At 74.1% G+C, this 16,453-nt stretch carries 15 protein-coding genes; all 15 read left to right on the top strand.

Annotated features, from left to right (window positions below):
• The 15 genes from ftsW (at position 1) to CCE01nite_RS10900 (ending at position 16,451) form a co-directional block, all read left to right on the top strand.
• A complete protein-coding gene (gene ftsW / locus CCE01nite_RS10970; protein ID WP_084142940.1) occupies positions 1–1,248 on the top strand; it encodes a putative lipid II flippase FtsW in 1,248 nt (415 codons plus the stop codon).
• Positions 1,241–2,443, top strand: coding sequence for an undecaprenyldiphospho-muramoylpentapeptide beta-N-acetylglucosaminyltransferase (murG, locus tag CCE01nite_RS10965; RefSeq protein ID WP_052104444.1), 1,203 nt, complete (start codon positions 1,241–1,243; stop codon positions 2,441–2,443). Before ftsW ends, murG begins: the two co-directional genes overlap by 8 nt.
• A gap of 95 nt (positions 2,444–2,538) precedes the next feature.
• Positions 2,539–3,930, top strand: coding sequence for a UDP-N-acetylmuramate--L-alanine ligase (gene murC, locus CCE01nite_RS10960; protein WP_141372404.1), 1,392 nt, complete (start codon positions 2,539–2,541; stop codon positions 3,928–3,930).
• Positions 3,931–4,229: 299 nt separating this feature from the next.
• Complete coding sequence (locus tag CCE01nite_RS10955) at positions 4,230–5,054, top strand: cell division protein FtsQ/DivIB (RefSeq protein WP_246056489.1); 825 nt, start codon at positions 4,230–4,232, stop codon at positions 5,052–5,054.
• A 188-nt stretch (positions 5,055–5,242) separates the two neighbouring features.
• Positions 5,243–6,496 (top strand): cell division protein FtsZ, encoded by a 1,254-nt coding sequence (ftsZ, locus tag CCE01nite_RS10950; protein WP_141372350.1) that lies wholly within the window; start codon positions 5,243–5,245, stop codon positions 6,494–6,496.
• Between the two features lie 7 nt (positions 6,497–6,503).
• The gene (gene pgeF / locus CCE01nite_RS10945; protein WP_246056457.1) at positions 6,504–7,262 is read left to right on the top strand and encodes a peptidoglycan editing factor PgeF; all 759 of its coding nucleotides are present in this window, start codon (positions 6,504–6,506) and stop codon (positions 7,260–7,262) included.
• A 117-nt stretch (positions 7,263–7,379) separates the two neighbouring features.
• Positions 7,380–7,868 carry a cell division protein SepF gene (locus CCE01nite_RS10940; protein WP_141372349.1) on the top strand — a complete coding sequence of 163 codons (489 nt, stop codon included), beginning with the start codon at positions 7,380–7,382 and terminating at the stop codon, positions 7,866–7,868.
• Positions 7,869–7,871: 3 nt separating this feature from the next.
• Entirely contained in the window at positions 7,872–8,156 is a 285-nt protein-coding gene (locus CCE01nite_RS10935) for a YggT family protein (RefSeq protein WP_141372348.1), read from the top strand.
• Between the two features lie 177 nt (positions 8,157–8,333).
• Entirely contained in the window at positions 8,334–9,008 is a 675-nt protein-coding gene (locus CCE01nite_RS10930; protein WP_141372347.1) for a DivIVA domain-containing protein, read from the top strand.
• 110 nt (positions 9,009–9,118) lie between these two features.
• Entirely contained in the window at positions 9,119–9,580 is a 462-nt protein-coding gene (locus CCE01nite_RS10925) for a TraR/DksA family transcriptional regulator (protein ID WP_141372402.1), read from the top strand.
• 22 nt (positions 9,581–9,602) lie between these two features.
• Positions 9,603–10,280 (top strand): signal peptidase II, encoded by a 678-nt coding sequence (gene lspA / locus CCE01nite_RS10920; RefSeq protein ID WP_141372346.1) that lies wholly within the window; start codon positions 9,603–9,605, stop codon positions 10,278–10,280.
• Complete coding sequence (locus CCE01nite_RS10915) at positions 10,273–11,211, top strand: RluA family pseudouridine synthase (protein WP_034634184.1); 939 nt, start codon at positions 10,273–10,275, stop codon at positions 11,209–11,211. Before lspA ends, CCE01nite_RS10915 begins: the two co-directional genes overlap by 8 nt.
• Positions 11,212–11,376: 165 nt before the next feature.
• Positions 11,377–14,913, top strand: a complete 3,537-nt coding sequence (gene dnaE, locus CCE01nite_RS10910) for a DNA polymerase III subunit alpha (RefSeq protein ID WP_084142911.1) — start codon at positions 11,377–11,379, stop codon at positions 14,911–14,913.
• A gap of 177 nt (positions 14,914–15,090) precedes the next feature.
• On the top strand, positions 15,091–15,462 hold the full coding sequence (locus tag CCE01nite_RS10905) for an ArsR/SmtB family transcription factor (RefSeq protein ID WP_246056455.1): 372 nt from the start codon (positions 15,091–15,093) through the stop codon (positions 15,460–15,462).
• Positions 15,459–16,451: an SRPBCC family protein gene (locus CCE01nite_RS10900; RefSeq protein WP_052104408.1), complete on the top strand. Its 993-nt coding sequence runs from the start codon at positions 15,459–15,461 to the stop codon at positions 16,449–16,451. The genes CCE01nite_RS10905 and CCE01nite_RS10900 overlap by 4 nt, the downstream gene beginning before the upstream one ends.
• Positions 16,452–16,453: the final 2 nt, after the last annotated feature.

Genomic DNA, 16,453 nt, shown 5'->3' with positions numbered 1-16,453 from the left:
GTGGCGCAGACGACGCCCGCCCGGCCCGGCGCGGTCGAGCCCCCGGCGACGGGACGCTCGCGCGCGGGATCGCTGCTCGGGCAGTGGGACAGCGCGGTCACGAGCTACTACGTGCTCACCGGCGCGACCGCCCTGCTCATCGTCCTGGGCCTCGTCATGGTCCTGTCGAGCTCGAGCGTCGAGTCGCTCGCCGCGAACGAGTCGCCGTACGCCGTGTTCGCGACCCAGGCGCAGTTCGCGCTCATCGGCGTCCCGATCATGTTCGTCGCCTCACGCCTGCCGGTGCGCTTCTACACCGCGGTGGCCTGGCCCGCGCTGGCCGGCGCCGCGGCGCTCCAGCTCCTGACGCTGACGCCGCTCGGTTTCGCGGTGGGCGGCAACCGCGGCTGGATCCGGATCGGCGGGTTCACGATGCAGCCGGCCGAGGTGGTCAAGCTCGCGCTCGCGCTGTGGCTCGGGGCGGTGCTCGCCCGCAAGCGTCCGCTGCTCGGGGAGTGGCGGCACGCGCTCGTGCCGGCGGTCCCCGTCGCGGGCGGCATGGTCGGGCTCGTCATGCTCGGCCGCGACCTCGGCACGGCGCTCGTGATCATCGTCCTCATCGCCGGCGCCCTGTTCGTCGCCGGGATCCCCCTGCGCGTGTTCGGCTTCGCGGGCGTGATCGCCGGTGCGGGCGTCGCCGCGCTCACGATCCCGAGCGAGAACCGCCGCAAGCGCATCTTCTCGTGGCTTGGCGAGTGCGACATCACGAACGAGTGCTACCAGACGGAGCACGGCGCGCGGGCCCTCGCGACCGGCGGCTGGGGCGGGGTCGGCCTCGGCGGGAGCGCCGAGAAGTGGTCCTACCTGCCCGAGGCGCACAACGACTTCATCTTCGCGATCATCGGCGAGGAGCTCGGGCTCATCGGCACGCTGCTCGTGCTGGGCCTGTTCGCGCTGCTCGCGCTCGCGATGTTCCGCATCGTCCGGCGCCACCCCGACCCGTTCGTCAAGATCACCACGGGCGCGGTCGCGTGCTGGGTGATCGGGCAGGCGCTCCTCAACATCGGCGTCGTGATCGGGCTCGCGCCGGTCATCGGCGTCCCGCTGCCGCTCGTCTCCGCGGGCGGCTCGGCGCTCATCATGACCATGACGGCCCTCGGCATGGTCATCTCGTTCGCGCGCGCCGAGCCCGGTGCTGCCGAGGCCCTCGCCGCGCGCCCGCACGTCGTGCGCCGCTCGCTCGCGGTGCTCGGGAGGATCCGTGCCTGACCTGCCCGTCCGTTCCGTCCTGCTCGCCGGCGGGGGGACCGCCGGCCACGTGAACCCGCTGCTCGCGGTCGCCGAGGAGCTCCGCCGCCGCGACCTCGCCGTCCGGCTGACGGTGCTCGGCACCGCGTCGGGCCTCGAGGCGCGGCTCGTGCCCGAGCGCGGGCTCCCGCTCGCGCTCGTCCCGCGCGTGCCGCTCCCGCGCCGCCCGAGCTCGGACGTGCTGCGGCTGCCGGGTCGCCTGCGCGAGGCGGTGCGTGCCGCGGGGGACGCGATCGACGCGAGCGGTGCCCAGGTCGTCGTCGGCTTCGGCGGGTACGTCTCGACGCCCGCGTACCTCGCCGCACGCTCGCGCGCGGTGCCGGTCGTGGTGCACGAGCAGAACGCCCGGCCCGGCCTCGCGAACCGGCTCGGCGCCCGCTGGGCAGCCTCGGTCGCGGTGACGTTCCCCGGCACGGAGCTGCCCGGCGCGCTCGTCACCGGCCTGCCGCTGCGCCCCGAGATCGCGGGGCTGATCGCGGACCGCGCGCGCGACGCCGCGGGGACCCGCACCGAGGCGGCGCGCCGGCTCGGGCTCGACCCGGCGCTGCCGACGCTCGTCGTCACGGGCGGCTCGCTCGGCGCCGTGAGCGTCAACACGGCCATCGCGTCCGTCGCTGCGGACCTCATCGCCGCGGGCGTCCAGGTGCTGCACTCGACCGGCGCGGGGAAGGCGGACGCGGTGCGCTCCGTCGTCGACGGCCTGCCCGGTGCCGAGCGCTACCACGTGCGCGAGTACCTCGACGAGATGCAGCTCGCGCTCGCGTGCGCCGACGTCGTGCTCGGCCGCTCGGGCGCGGGGACGGTGAGCGAGATCGCGGCGCTCGGGCTGCCCGCGGTGTACGTCCCGCTGCCCATCGGCAACGGGGAGCAGCGCCTCAACGCCGCCCCGGTCGTCGCCGCCGGCGGCGGGCTCCTCGTCGCGGACGACGAGCTGACCGCGCCGTGGCTCCGGGAGAACCTGCTGCCGCTGCTCGTCGGGCCCGGCGCGCCCGAGCAGCGTGAGCGCATGAGCGCCGCCGCCGCCTCCGTCGGGGTGCGCGACGCCGCGTCGCGCGTCGCGGACCTCGTCGAGGCGCACCTGACGCCGACAGGTGCTGCGGGACCGACCACGGACGGCTCGCCGGCGCACGGTGTCCCGTCGGGGGACACCCCGTGAGCGGGTCGGCCGGTACGGACGTCCGGGCGCTCGTCGCGTCCGACGGCCTCGAGGTCCTCGGGCGCACGCACCTCGTCGGCGTCGGCGGCGCCGGCATGTCGGCCGTCGCGGGCCTGCTCGCGGCGCGCGGCGTGCCGGTCAGCGGGTCCGACGCCCAGGACGGTCCGGCGCTCGCCCCGCTCCGGTCGGCCGGGGTCACCGTGTTCGTCGGGCACGACGCCGCGCACCTCGACGGGGTCGACACGGTCGTGGTCTCGTCCGCGGTCCGCGAGTCCAACGTCGAGCTCGCCCGCGCACGGCGCGACGGGCTGCGCGTCCTGCACCGGTCGGAGGCGCTCGCCGCGCTCATGGTCGGGCGCCGGGCCGTGGCCGTCGCCGGCGCGCACGGGAAGACCACGACGTCCGCGATGGTCGCGACGGCGCTGCTCGAGGCCGGGCTCGACCCGTCCTTCGCGATCGGCGGCACGGTGCTGACCCCCGCCGGCGCGGTCGCGGGCGGCCGACCGGGCGCGGGCCCGGCGTTCGTGGCCGAGGCCGACGAGTCGGACGGCTCGTTCCTCGCGTACGCGCCCGAGGTCGCGGTCGTGACGAACGTCGAGCCGGACCACCTCGACCACTACGGCACCCGCGAGGCGTTCGAGGACGCGTTCGTGGCGTTCACCGAGCGCGTCGCCCCGGGCGGGCTGCTCGTCACGTGCCTCGACGACCCCGGTGCCGCGCGGCTCGTCGAGCGCACGCGCGCCGGGCTCGCGGCCCGCGGCGTCGACGTCGTCACCTACGGGACCGATGCGCGCGCCGACGTCGTCGTCGGACAGGTGCGGCTCGAGGCGGGGTCGTGGTCCGTCACGCTCGACGCCGACCCGGCGGTCGGCAGCACGACGCTCGTCCTGACCGCCCCCGGCGCCCACAACGCCCTCAACGCCGCCGCGGCGTACGTCGCCGCCCGCCGGCTCGGCGCCTCGGTGCCCGACGCGACCGCGGGGCTCGCCGCGTTCCGTGGCACGGGCCGGCGGTTCGAGCACCGCGGCGAGGTGGGCGGCGTGCGGGTCGTCGACGACTACGCGCACCACCCGACCGAGGTCGCTGCGCTGCTGCGCGCCGCCCGGACCGTCGCGCAGGACGGACGCGTGCTCGCGCTCTTCCAGCCGCACCTGTTCTCCCGCACGCGGACGTTCGCGGACGAGTTCGCCGACGCCCTCGACCTCGCGGACGTCGTCATCGTCACCGACGTCTACGCCGCGCGCGAGGACCCGGACCCCGAGGTGACGGGAGCGCTCATCACCGACCGCGTCGCGACCGCGGGCAAGGCCACGTTCGTCGCCGACCGCTGGGAGGCGGCCCTCGCCGTCGCGCGCGCCGCGCGGCCCGGGGACCTGCTGCTCACCGTCGGCGCGGGAGACGTGACCGCCCTCGTCCCCGACGTGCTCGCGGAGCTCGCGCGTGCCGCCCGGGCCGGGTCACGGTCGGGCGCCGCGGGGGGCGCATGACGCCGCCGCCCCGCCGTCCGGTGACCGGGCGTCCCGCGCGCCCACGACCGGCCCCCGCCCGGCCCGCGACCCCCTCGGCGCGCCCGGAAGCGCGCCCGGAGGTCCGTCCGCGCGCGCTGCCGCCCGCCGAGCCGCGCCCGTCGACGGGATCCCAGCGCACGGCACCCGGCGAGCAGCGCGCGACGGGTGAGCACCGCGCGGTCCCGCTGCCCCTGCGGCCCACGGGGCCCCGTCCGGTCCGCGAGCCTGCCCCCGACACCGGCGGCCAGGCCCAGGTCCTCGACCCGCACGCGCCGACCGTGACCACGTACACGTCCGGCCGGCACGGGTTCGCGCTGCCGGTGCGCGCGGCCGTCGTCTCGGAGCGCTCGGCCGAGCGGTTCGCGGAGCGCGCACGGGCGCGCCGGCGGCTCGCGGTGCGCCAGGTCGTGATCGGCGTGAGCGCGTTCGTCGCGGTGGGCTCGCTCGCGTGGCTCCTGCTGCTGTCCCCGGTGCTCGCGCTGGACCCCGCCCGGGTCGCGATCTCGGGTGCAGGCACGGTCGTGGCCGTCGACCAGGTCGCCGCGGTCGTCGGCGGACGCGCGGGCACCCCGCTCCCGCGGCTGGACACGGTCGCGCTGCGGGACGACGTGCTCGAGGTCCCGGGCGTGCGCGAGGCGCGGGTCATGCGCGACTGGCCGCGCGGGCTGGTCGTCGAGCTCGTGTCGCGCGAGCCCGTCGCCGCGGTGCCCGAGCCGCCGTCGACGTCGGCCGCCGCCCCGGACGGCCCGGTCGCCGGCTTCGCGCTGCTCGACATGGACGGTGTCCAGGTCGGGCGCGTCGACGTCCCGCCCGAGGGCCTGCCCGTCGTCCGGGTCCCCGTGGGCGACGCCCGGACGCTGCGGGCCGTGCTCACGGTGCTCGAGGCGCTGCCGCCGGACCTGCTCGGGCAGGTCGGCGAGGTGTCGGCGGAGACGCAGGACACGGTCACGATGGTGCTGCGCGACGGCGCCGAGGTCGTGTGGGGGAGCGCGCACGAGACGGCGCTCAAGATCGCCGTGCTCCAGGCGCTCCGGGCGGCGCCGGCGAGCGCGGGCTCGGCGGTCTTCGACGTGTCCGCCCCGACCCTGCCGATCACCAGGTGACGCACGCGACATCGCCGACACGCCCGGGACGGTCGTTGATCCCGGCGCACGAGGCACCTACCGTCACGACAAGAAGCACCTGACATAACTATAACCCTCTAGTAGAGGGTGAACGTTTCGGCGGGTGCAGGGGTCCGATCCCGGCCCCGCACACCCGCAGCACTGGCGCACAACGAGAGGCACCCACCGTGGCAGCTCCGCAGAACTACCTGGCGGTCATCAAGGTCGTCGGCATCGGCGGTGGCGGCGTCAATGCCGTCAACCGCATGATCGAGGTCGGCCTCAAGGGTGTCGAGTTCATCGCCATCAACACGGACGCCCAGGCGCTCCTGATGTCGGACGCCGACGTCAAGCTCGACGTGGGCCGCGAGCTCACGCGCGGCCTCGGTGCCGGCGCTGACCCCGAGGTCGGCAAGAAGGCCGCCGAGGACCACGCGGAGGAGATCGAGGACGTCCTGCGCGGCGCCGACATGGTCTTCGTCACCGCAGGCGAGGGCGGCGGCACCGGGACCGGTGGCGCTCCGGTCGTCGCCCGGATCGCGCGCTCGCTCGGCGCGCTGACCATCGGCGTCGTCACGCGCCCGTTCACCTTCGAGGGCCGGCGCCGCTCGGTCCAGGCCGACTCCGGCATCGACGCGCTGCGCGCCGAGGTCGACACCCTCATCGTCATCCCGAACGACCGCCTCCTGTCGATCTCGGACCGCTCGGTCTCGGTGCTCGACGCCTTCCACTCGGCGGACCAGGTGCTGCTCTCGGGCGTGCAGGGCATCACCGACCTCATCACGACCCCGGGCCTGATCAACCTCGACTTCGCCGACGTGAAGTCGGTCATGCAGGGCGCCGGCTCGGCGCTCATGGGCATCGGCTCTGCGCGCGGGGAGGACCGTGCCGTCCAGGCGGCCGAGCTCGCGATCTCCTCGCCGCTGCTCGAGGCCAGCATCGACGGCGCGCACGGCGTGCTGCTGTCGATCCAGGGCGGCTCCGACCTGGGCCTGTTCGAGATCAACGAGGCCGCCCGCCTGGTGCAGGAGGCGGCGCACCCCGAGGCCAACATCATCTTCGGTGCCGTGATCGACGACGCCCTCGGCGACGAGGTGCGCGTCACGGTCATCGCGGCCGGCTTCGACGGCGGCTCCCCGGTCGTGCGGCGCGAGTCGCGCGGGCTCGGCCAGGTGAGCGGGAGCTCGACGCCGCCGCGGCTCGCGCCGCCCGTCACCGTCCCGTCGCACGCCGCGCCCCGCCCGCTGCCCACGGACGACGACGTCGTGCGCGTCGGCTCCGCGCCGGTGCACGCCGCGCCCCGCCAGGTCCCGGCGTTCCTCGCGAGCGAGCACGAGCCCGCGCCGGCGACGGGTCAGCTCGAGGTCCCGCGCGTGTTCGAGGAGGAGCGCGCCACGCGCCGCCCGAGCGAGGACCTGGACGTCCCCGACTTCCTCAAGTAGCCGGCGGGTGGGCGCGCACGCGATCGACGTGCTCGAGGTCGACCTCGGCCCCGGGGTGCGTGCGGGCTTCACGACGCGCGCGGGCGGGGTGAGCGCGGCGCCGTGGGACTCGCTCGACCTCGGGCTGCACGTCGGCGACGACCCCGACCGGGTGCTCGTCAACCGCGGGCGCGTCGAGCGGTGGCTCGGCGGGCGTGTCGCCGTGGCGGCGCAGGTGCACGGGGCCGACGTGCTGACCGTGTCCCGCGAGCCCGGCCCGGGCGAGGTCGAGGTGGGGGTGGCCGACGCGCTCGTCGCGGCGCGCCCCGGCGTGGGCCTCGCGGTGCTCGTCGCGGACTGCGTGCCGGTGCTACTCGCCGACGCGGGCGCCGGGGTCGTCGGCGTCGCGCACGCGGGCCGGCAGGGCCTCGAGCGCGGCGTGCTCGAGGCCGCGGTGCGCGCCCTGACGTCGGCCGGCGCCCGGCTCGCGCACGTGCGGGCCGTCGTGGGCCCCGCGATCAGCGGCGCCGAGTACGAGGTCCCGGCCGCGCTGCGCGAGCAGGTCGCCGCCGCGGTGCCCGAGACGTGGGCGACGACCGCGTGGGGGAAGCCCGCACTCGACCTGCCGGCGGGGGCCCGCGCGGTGCTCGCCCGGGCCGGTGTCGGCCACGTGACCAGCGTCGACGTCTGCACCGCGCGCGACCCCCGGTTCTTCTCGCACCGGCGCGCGACCCGCGAGGGCACGACCACCGGGCGGTTCGCGGGGGTGGTTCGCTCGTCCGGGTGATCTCGGGTGATCTACGGTAAGTCGAGAGGCGCCGCGCGTGTCGCGGGGTCACGATCCTCCGACGTTGCTAGCGTGAAAGTCGCTGGACAGATCAGTTCGGGGGATGGGGAGACCGCGATGGCCGGAGCACTGCGCAAGACGATGCTGTACCTCGGCCTCGCCGACGACCGGGGCGAGCACGAGGAGTACGTCGACGAGTACGACGACCTGGAGGCCGACGTGGCGCACGAGTACGAGGCCCAGGTGACACCGCTGCACCGCCCGACGGCGACGCGCTCGGTGGCACCCGCGCACGACGTGCACCCGGAGACGGGCGAGCTGCGCCGGATCACGACGATCCACCCGCGCTCGTACAACGACGCACGCAAGATCGGCGAGGCGTTCCGCGAGGGCACGCCCGTGATCATGAACCTGTCCGACATGGACGAGGCGGACGCCAAGCGGCTCGTCGACTTCTCCGCCGGCCTCATCTTCGGGCTGCACGGCGCGATCGAGCGGGTCACCAACAAGGTGTTCCTGCTGTCGCCCGCGCACGTCGAGGTGACCGGCGAGGAGCAGCCGCCGCCCGTCGAGCCGGTCCGCACCGGCTTCTTCAACCAGAGCTGACGCGTGCACCTCGTCGCGCAGCTGCTGTACCTGGTCGTCTTCGTCTTCGTCATCCTGCTCCTGATCCGGCTCGTGCTGGACTGGGTGCAGTTCTTCGCGCGCGAGTGGCGCCCCCGCGGCGTCGCGCTCGTGATCGCGGAGGCGACCTACACGGTCACCGACCCGCCCCTGCGGGCGCTGCGGCGCATCCTGCCGCCGCTGACGATCGGGACCGTGCGCCTGGACCTCGCGTTCCTGGTGCTGATGCTCGTCTGCTACGTGCTGATGACCATCCTCAGCCGCATCTGAGACCGTGCGCCCGGGGGGATGTCCGGTTCGTCCGGATCGTCGCTGCCCGGGCGACCGCATGTCCGGGGGCGGGCGCGGCGGGTCGCGTGCTCGTCCCGCAATGTCCGCTACCGTGAGCCGAGGCGGTCGGTGGACTGCCCACCGGCTTGACCAAGTGCGACCGAAGAGGTGACGACGATGGCACTGCTGACCGCAGACGACGTCCTGAACAAGAAGTTCCAGGCGACCAAGTTCAGAGAGGGGTACGACCAGGACGAGGTCGACGACTTCCTCGACGAGGTCGTCAACACCCTCCGGGACCTCCAGGGTGAGAACGACGACCTCAAGACGAAGCTCGCGGCGGCCGAGCGCCGCATCGCGGAGCTGAGCCGGGCCGGTGCGCAGCAGGCGGCCCCCGCGCCGAAGCCGCTCCCGGAGCCCGAGCCCGAGCGCCAGGTCGTCGCGGCGCCCGTCGCCCCGGCGCCGGTGGCCGTGGCCCCCGTCCAGCAGGGCCGGCCGAACGAGCCGGAGTCCGCGACGGGCATGCTCGCTCTCGCGCAGAAGCTGCACGACGACTACGTGCGCAGCGGCCAGGAGGAGAGCGACCGGCTCATCTCCGAGGCCAAGTCGCAGGGTGCGCGCATCGTGCGCGAGGCCGAGGAGACGTCGGCACGAACGCTCGGTCAGCTCGAGCAGGAGCGGTCCCTGCTGGAGCGCAAGATCGACGAGCTCCGGGTGTTCGAGCGGGACTACCGCACGCGCCTCAAGAGCTACCTCGAGAACCTGCTCGGGGACCTCGACAACCGCGGCTCCGCGCTCCCGCCGCGCAGCGGTCAGAACGCCCAGCCGGTGGGCGAGGGTCGCACCCTCTGACCAGCAGTTCCGCTCACAGCACACCACGTCCGGTCCGTCGACCGGCGTGGTGTGTTGTGCGTGCTGACTCGGGCGCATAGTCTCGCGTGACTCACAACGAGAGGGTGCTCGTGGCCATCAACGACTCGGTCGGCACTGCGACCGCATCGCACGACTTTCCGGACCTCGCCAAGGCGGTCCGCAGCTTCCCGGTCCGTGACGGCGAGAAGCCCTGGACCGCTCGTGAGGTGCAGGCCGTCGCCGACGAGCTGATCGGCGACGTCGACCGGCTGACGGCGGAGCTCAGCGCCGCGGACGCCGAGCTCTCGGACCTCCTGCGCAACTCGGGCGACGGCGCGGGCGACGACCAGGCGGACTCCGGCTCGAGCGCCCTCGAGCGCGAGCAGGAGCTCACGCTCGTCAACAACACGCGCGACCTGCTGACCCAGTCGAGCCACGCCCTCGCGCGCATCTCGGCCGGGACGTTCGGCACGTGCGAGTCGTGCGGCAAGGCGATCGGCAAGGCCCGCGTCCAGGCGTTCCCGCGCGCGTCCCTGTGCGTCGAGTGCAAGCAGCGCGAGGAGCGTCGCTGACGCGCCCGTAGACTCGTCCTCGATGTCCACGACGCCCGAGGTAGAGCCGACCCCTGACCGCACCGACCCGGCCCGCCGGCGGCGCCTGCTCACGCTGCTGACCAGCCTGACGGTCGGGGTCCTGGCGCTCGACCAGCTGACCAAGGTCGTCGCGCTGCGCGAGCTGAGCGAGTCGGAGCGGGTCCCGCTCGTCGGTGACCTCCTGGGGCTGCGCCTGGTGTTCAACCCGGGCGCGGCGCTCTCGATCGCGAACGGCCAGACGTGGCTCCTCACGGTCGTGGCGACGGCGGTCGTCGTCGTGGTGATCCGCGCCTCGCGCCGGCTCGGGTCGCGCGGCTGGGCCGTCGCGTTCGGTCTGCTGCTCGGCGGCGCCCTCGGGAACCTGGTCGACCGGTTCTTCCGGGAGCCCGGCGTCGCGCGCGGGCACGTCGTCGACTTCATCGCGTACGGCAACGTGTTCGTCGGCAACGTCGCGGACATCGCGATCGTCGGCGCCGCAGGACTCATCATGCTGCTCGCGGTCCGCGGGATCGCGCTCGACGGCACGCGCGAGCACGCGGCCGCCGCCCAGGACGCAGCCGGCGACGCCGGCGACCCGGCCGACGCCGACGCGACGCCGGGGGAGCCGGTCGCCGGGACGCGCGCCGCACCCGCCGCTGCGGCCGGCCCGCTCGACGGGCCCGTGCGCACCGATGGCTGAGACGCGCTCGCTCCCGGTCCCGGACGGGCTGGCGGGGGAGCGGGTCGACGCCGCGCTGGCACGCCTGCTCGGCTTCTCGCGGACCCGCGCCGCCGAGCTCGCAGCGGCGGGCGCGGTCCGGGTCGACGGGCGCGAGGCGGGCAAGTCCGAGCGCCTGCACGCCGGCTCGTGGCTCGAGGTCGAGATCCCCGACGAGCGCGACGCCGCGCCGGTCGAGGTCGCCCCGGAGCCGGTCCCGGGCATGCGCATCGTGCACGACGACGACGACCTCGTGGTGGTCGACAAGCCGGTCGGCGTCGCTGCGCACCCCTCGCCCGGGTGGGAGGGGCCGACGGTCGTCGGCGCGCTCGCCGCCGCGGGGTACCGGATCTCGACGTCGGGCGCCGCGGAGCGGCAGGGCATCGTGCACCGGCTCGACGCGGGCACGTCCGGCCTCATGGTCGTCGCGAAGAGCGAGCTCGCGTACACGGTGCTCAAGCGCGCGTTCAAGGAGCGTACGGTCGAGAAGGTCTACCACGCGCTGGTGCAGGGGCACCCCGAGCCGACGACGGGCACGATCGACGCCCCCATCGGGCGGCACCCGAGCTCCGACTGGAAGTTCGCGGTCGTCGCCGACGGCAAGCCGTCGGTCACGCACTACGAGGTGCTCGAGATGCTGCCGTCCGCCTCGCTCGTCGAGGTGCACCTCGAGACGGGGCGCACGCACCAGATCCGCGTGCACTTCGCGGCGCTGCGGCACCCGTGCGTCGGGGACCTGACCTACGGCGCCGACCCGACGCTCGCGGCCCGGACCGGGCTGTCCCGGCAGTGGCTGCACGCGATGCGCCTCGGCTTCGAGCACCCGACGGGCGGCACGTGGCTCGAGCTCACGAGCGAGTACCCCGAGGACCTCTCCCGCGCGCTCGACGTCCTCGGCGACGGGTACCGCTGACGCGCTCGACGGGCCCGGGGCGGGGTCCGTCGCGACACGCCGGGCGCGGCGCGCCGGTGCCGGCCGAGCGGCCTGCGCGGTGGTCGGCGGCGTGTGCGCGGGGTCACCGGGCGACACGCTCGCGACCCGCCGGAGGTGTCGGCGGGACGACCTAGGATGGCCCGCATGGCTTCTGGAGGATCTGACTTCGTCCACCTCCACGCACACACCGAGTTCTCGATGCTCGACGGTGCGGCCCGCGTCGAGGACCTCTTCACCGAGGCCGAGCGGCTCGGCCAGACGGCCATGGCCATCACGGACCACGGCTACCTGTTCGGCGCGTTCGACTTCTGGTCGCGTGCCAAGGCGCACGGCATCAAGCCGATCATCGGCATCGAGGCCTACCTGACGCCGGGGACCAGCCGGTTCGACCAGACGCGCGTGCGGTGGGGCGAGGCGCACCAGGCGAGCGACGACGTCTCGGCGCGCGGTGCCTACACGCACATGACGATCCTGTCCCGGACGACCGAGGGCATGCACAACCTGTTCCGGCTGGGGTCGCTCGCGTCCCTCGAGGGGCAGATGGGCAAGTGGCCGCGCATGGACCGCGAGCTGCTGAGCCGGTACTCCCAGGGCCTCATCGCGACCACGGGCTGCCCGTCGGGCGAGGTGCAGACCCGTCTGCGGCTCGGGCAGTTCGACGAGGCCGTGCGCGCCGCGGGCGAGTTCCAGGACATCTTCGGCAAGGAGTTCTTCTACGTCGAGCTCATGGACCACGGGCTCGAGATCGAGCAGCGGGTCATCAAGGACCTGCGCCGGCTCGCCGAGGTGATCGACGCGCCGCTCGTCGCGACGAACGACCTGCACTACACGCGCCACGAGGACAGCCACGCGCACGAGGTGCTGCTGTGCGTCCAGTCGGGCTCGACCCTCGCCGACCCCGACCGGTTCAAGTTCGACACCGACCAGTTCTACCTGTGGTCCGCCGAGGAGATGCGGCGCAAGTGGGCCGAGCTCCCCGAGGCGTGCGACAACACGCTGCGCATCGCGGAGCAGTGCGAGGTCGAGTTCAACACGAACGCCAACTACATGCCGAACTTCCCGGTGCCCGCCGGCGAGGACGAGCAGTCGTGGTTCATCAAGGAGGTCGAGTCGGGCCTCCAGCGCCGGTACAAGGGCGCGATCCCCGACGACGTGCGCAAGCAGGCCGACTACGAGACGGGCGTCATCACGCAGCTCGGGTTCTCCGGCTACTTCCTCGTCGTCGCCGACTTCATCAACTGGGCCAAGGCCCAGGGCATCCGCGTCGGCCCCGGGCGTGGGTCGGCCGCCGGCTCGATGGCCTCGTACGCGATGGGCATCACCGAGCTCGACCCGCTCGAGCACGGCCTGATCTTCGAGCGCTTCCTCAACCCGGAGCGCGTCTCGTGGCCCGACGTCGACGTCGACTTCGACGAGCGCCGGCGCGGCGAGGTCATCCGGTACGTGACCGAGAAGTACGGCGAGGACCGCGTCGCGCAGATCGTCACCTACGGCACGATCAAGGCCAAGCAGGCCCTCAAGGACGCCTCGCGCGTGCTCGGCTTCCCGTTCGCGATGGGGGAGAAGCTCACCAAGGCGATGCCGCCCGCGGTCATGGGCAAGGACATCTCGCTCAAGGGCATCTACAACCCGGACGACCCGCGCTACGCCGAGGCGGAGGAGTTCCGGCAGGTCGTCCAGGCCGACCCCGAGGCGCAGCGCGTGCTCGAGACGGCGCGCGGGCTCGAGAACCTCAAGCGCCAGTGGGGCGTGCACGCGGCCGGCGTCATCATGTCGAGCGAGCCGCTCCTCGACATCATCCCGATCATGCGCCGCCCCCAGGACGGCGCGATCATCACGCAGTTCGACCAGCCGTCGTCCGAGGCGCTCGGCCTGATCAAGATGGACTTCCTCGGGCTGCGCAACCTCACGATCCTCGACGACGCGCTCGAGAACATCGAGATGAACGGCAAGGACCCGATCCTCATCGAGGAGGTCGCGCTCGACGACCCGCCGACCTACGAGCTGCTCGGGCGCGGCGACACGCTCGGGGTGTTCCAGCTCGACGGCGGGCCGATGCGCTCCCTGCTGCGCCAGATGCGCCCGGACAACTTCGAGGACATCTCGGCCGTCATCGCGCTCTACCGCCCGGGCCCGATGGGCATGAACTCGCACATCAACTACGCGCTGCGCAAGAACGGCCTGCAGCAGATCGAGCCGATCCACCCCGAGCTGGCCGAGCCGCTCGAGGAGGTCGTGGGCATCACGCACGGCCTGATCGTCTACCAGGAGCAGGTCCAGCGCGCCGCCCAGAAGCTCGCCGGCTACACGCTCGGCCAGGCCGACCTCCTGCGCCGCGCGATGGGCAAGAAGAAGAAGGAGGTGCTCGACAAGGAGTTCATCCCCTTCCAGGCCGGGTGCCGCGAGCGGGGCTACTCCGACAAGGCGATCCAGGCGGTGTGGGACGTGCTCGTCCCGTTCGCCGGGTACGCCTTCAACAAGGCGCACTCCGCGGCGTACGGCGTCGTGTCCTACTGGACGGCGTTCCTCAAGGCGAACTACCCGACCGAGTACATGGCCGCGCTGCTCACGAGCGTGCGCGACGACAAGGACAAGTCGGCGCTGTACCTCGGCGAGTGCCGCCGCATGGGCATCACGGTCCTGCCCCCCGACGTGAACTCTTCGTCGGCGAACTTCACGGCCGTGGGCGTCGACATCCGCTTCGGCCTCACCGCGGTGCGCAACGTCGGCGCGAACGTCGTCGACGCGATCGTGCGCACGCGCGAGGAGAAGGGCGCGTTCACATCCTTCACCGACTTCCTCGACAAGGTCCCGGCCGTCGTCTGCAACAAGCGGACCATCGAGTCGCTGATCAAGGCCGGCGCGTTCGACTCGCTCGGCCACGCGCGCCGGGCGCTGCTGCTCGTGCACGAGCAGGCCGTCGACTCGGTCATCGGGGTCAAGCGCAAGGAGGCCGAGGGGCAGTTCGACCTGTTCGCGGACCTCGGCGGTGACGACGAGGGCCCCGGCTTCTCAGTCGTGATCCCGGACCTGCCCGACTGGGACAAGAAGCAGCGGCTGCAGTTCGAGCGCGAGATGCTCGGGCTCTACGTCTCCGACCACCCGCTCTCGGGGCTGGAGCACGTGCTCGCGGCCGCCGCGGACGTCGCGATCGCGACGCTCAACGCCGACGAGGCGCGGCCGGACGGCTCGACGGTGGTCGTCGCGGGCCTGATCACGTCGCTCCAGCGGAAGATGTCGAAGCAGGGCAACCCCTGGGCCGCCGTCACGCTCGAGGACATGGAGGGCGCCGTCGAGATCATGTTCTTCGGCGAGACGTACCTCGCGTACTCGACGGCGCTCGCCGAGGACGCGGTCGTGGTCGTGCGTGGCCGGGTTCGCCGGCGCGACGAGACGATGCAGCTCCAGGCGATGGAGGTGTCGATCCCGGACGTGTCCGCGGCCGCGGACTCCCCGGTCGTCCTGACGCTCCCGGTCTCGCGGTGCACGGCGCCCGTCGTGGAGCGTCTGCGCGAGGTCCTCTCGACGCACCCGGGCGTGACGGAGGTGCACCTGCGGCTCACGAGCCCGGGGCGGGCGACGGTCATGCGGCTCGACGAGGGGCTGCGCGTCGAGCGCTCGCCGTCGCTGTTCGGTGACCTCAAGGCGCTGCTCGGACCGAGCTGTCTCGCGACCCCGTGACGTGGGCGTCGTGAGCCCGGCGCGCTGACGGCGCGTCGGGCTCACGGGGCGCCCGTGCCGCTGCGGCTGCGACCGCCGACACTGCCGCCGCGGTCGACGCGCTCGTGTCGCGCGGGCCTCACGTGCTGGCCGGACGCCGGCATATGACCGTTGCGTTATATAACGCGGAGTGCAAGCATGGACCCCATGCAGGCGATGGATGCACTCGGGGACCCGGTCCGGCGTCGGCTCGTCGAGCTCCTCGCGGACGGTCAGCGTTCCGCGGGCGAGCTCGCGACGGCCGTCGGGGCGGAGTTCGGCGTGAGCCAGCCCGGTGCGTCGCGGCACCTGCGCGTGCTGCGCGAGGCCGGGGTCGTCGAGTCCGTCGTCGACGGTCAGCGTCGCCTGTACTCGGTGCGCGCCGAGTCCCTCACCGAGGTCGAGCTCTGGGTCCGCGGCGTCCGCCGCTTCTGGGACCAGCGGCTCGACGCGCTCGAGACCGAGGTCGCGCGCGGCCGGCGACAGGCACGGAGCACGGACCCGACCCACGACCAGGAGGCACGGCCATGACGTCACGCATGCTCGACGAGCTCGGACTGCTCACCGCCGAGGGGCAGGAGGCGCAGGTGCGCTTCGAGCGGACGCTCGCCGTGCCTCCCGCAGACCTCTGGTCGGCGCTCACCGAACCGGCGCGCGTCGAGCGGTGGCTCGGCCGGCTCAGCGGTGACCTGCGCACCGGCGGTGCGTACGTGCTCGACATGGCCGACGAGGGCAGCGCCGACGCCGCTGCCGACCGTGCGACCGGCGAGGTGCTCGCGTGCGAGCCGCCGTCCCGGCTGCTGCTCTCGTGGTCGTTCCCCGGGGAGGGTCCGAGCGAGGTCGAGGCCCGTGTCGAGCCGCGCGGCGCCGGCTCGGTGCTGCTCGTCGAGCACCGGCGGCTGACCCGCGGCGGTGCGCGTGGCTACGGCGCGGGCTGGCACACGTTCCTCGACCACCTGGTGCTGCTGCTCGCCGGGCGCGAGGACGAGTGGGCCGACCGCTTCGACGAGCTGCTCCCCACGTACCGCGGGCTGCTGCCGGCGGTCGGCCCGGTGCGTGTCGAGGTGACCGGCGACGGGCTGGTCTCGGCCGACCCGGCGGCGACGGCCGGCTTCCTCCACGCGTGGCTCGGGTGGACCGAGGGTGACGCGGCGACGGGCGGGGGCGGCACGGCCGACGGCGCACCCGACGGCAGCGGGCGGGACGCACGCGCCGCCGGCGCGACCGAGGGCGGCCCGGGGGCGGCGCCCGGATCGCGCGTGCTGCACGGGGTTCCGGGGCGCGCCCGGCTTGCCGTCGTCCCGCGCGACCCGGACGCCGGCGAGCGCACCGTCGGTGCGACCCTGACCTGGAGCGACGTCGAGGCGCTGCGCGAGTCGCTCGTCAGCGCGGTCGGCTCGGGCGGCCGGCTCGCCGCCGGAGACCCGGGGGACGTCGACGCCGACGGCACCGAGCTCGTGGGCCCGGGGGAGGTCCGGCTGCACGTGTGTGCCGAGGCGGGCGGCGCACCCGGCGCCTAGAC

The sequence above is a fragment of the Cellulomonas cellasea genome (genome assembly GCF_006538745.1).
GTDB classification, from domain to species: Bacteria; Actinomycetota; Actinomycetes; order Actinomycetales; family Cellulomonadaceae; genus Cellulomonas_A; species Cellulomonas_A cellasea.
The sequence above is the reverse complement of the archived record's forward strand: the minus strand, read 5'-3'. Positions and strand labels throughout refer to the sequence as shown.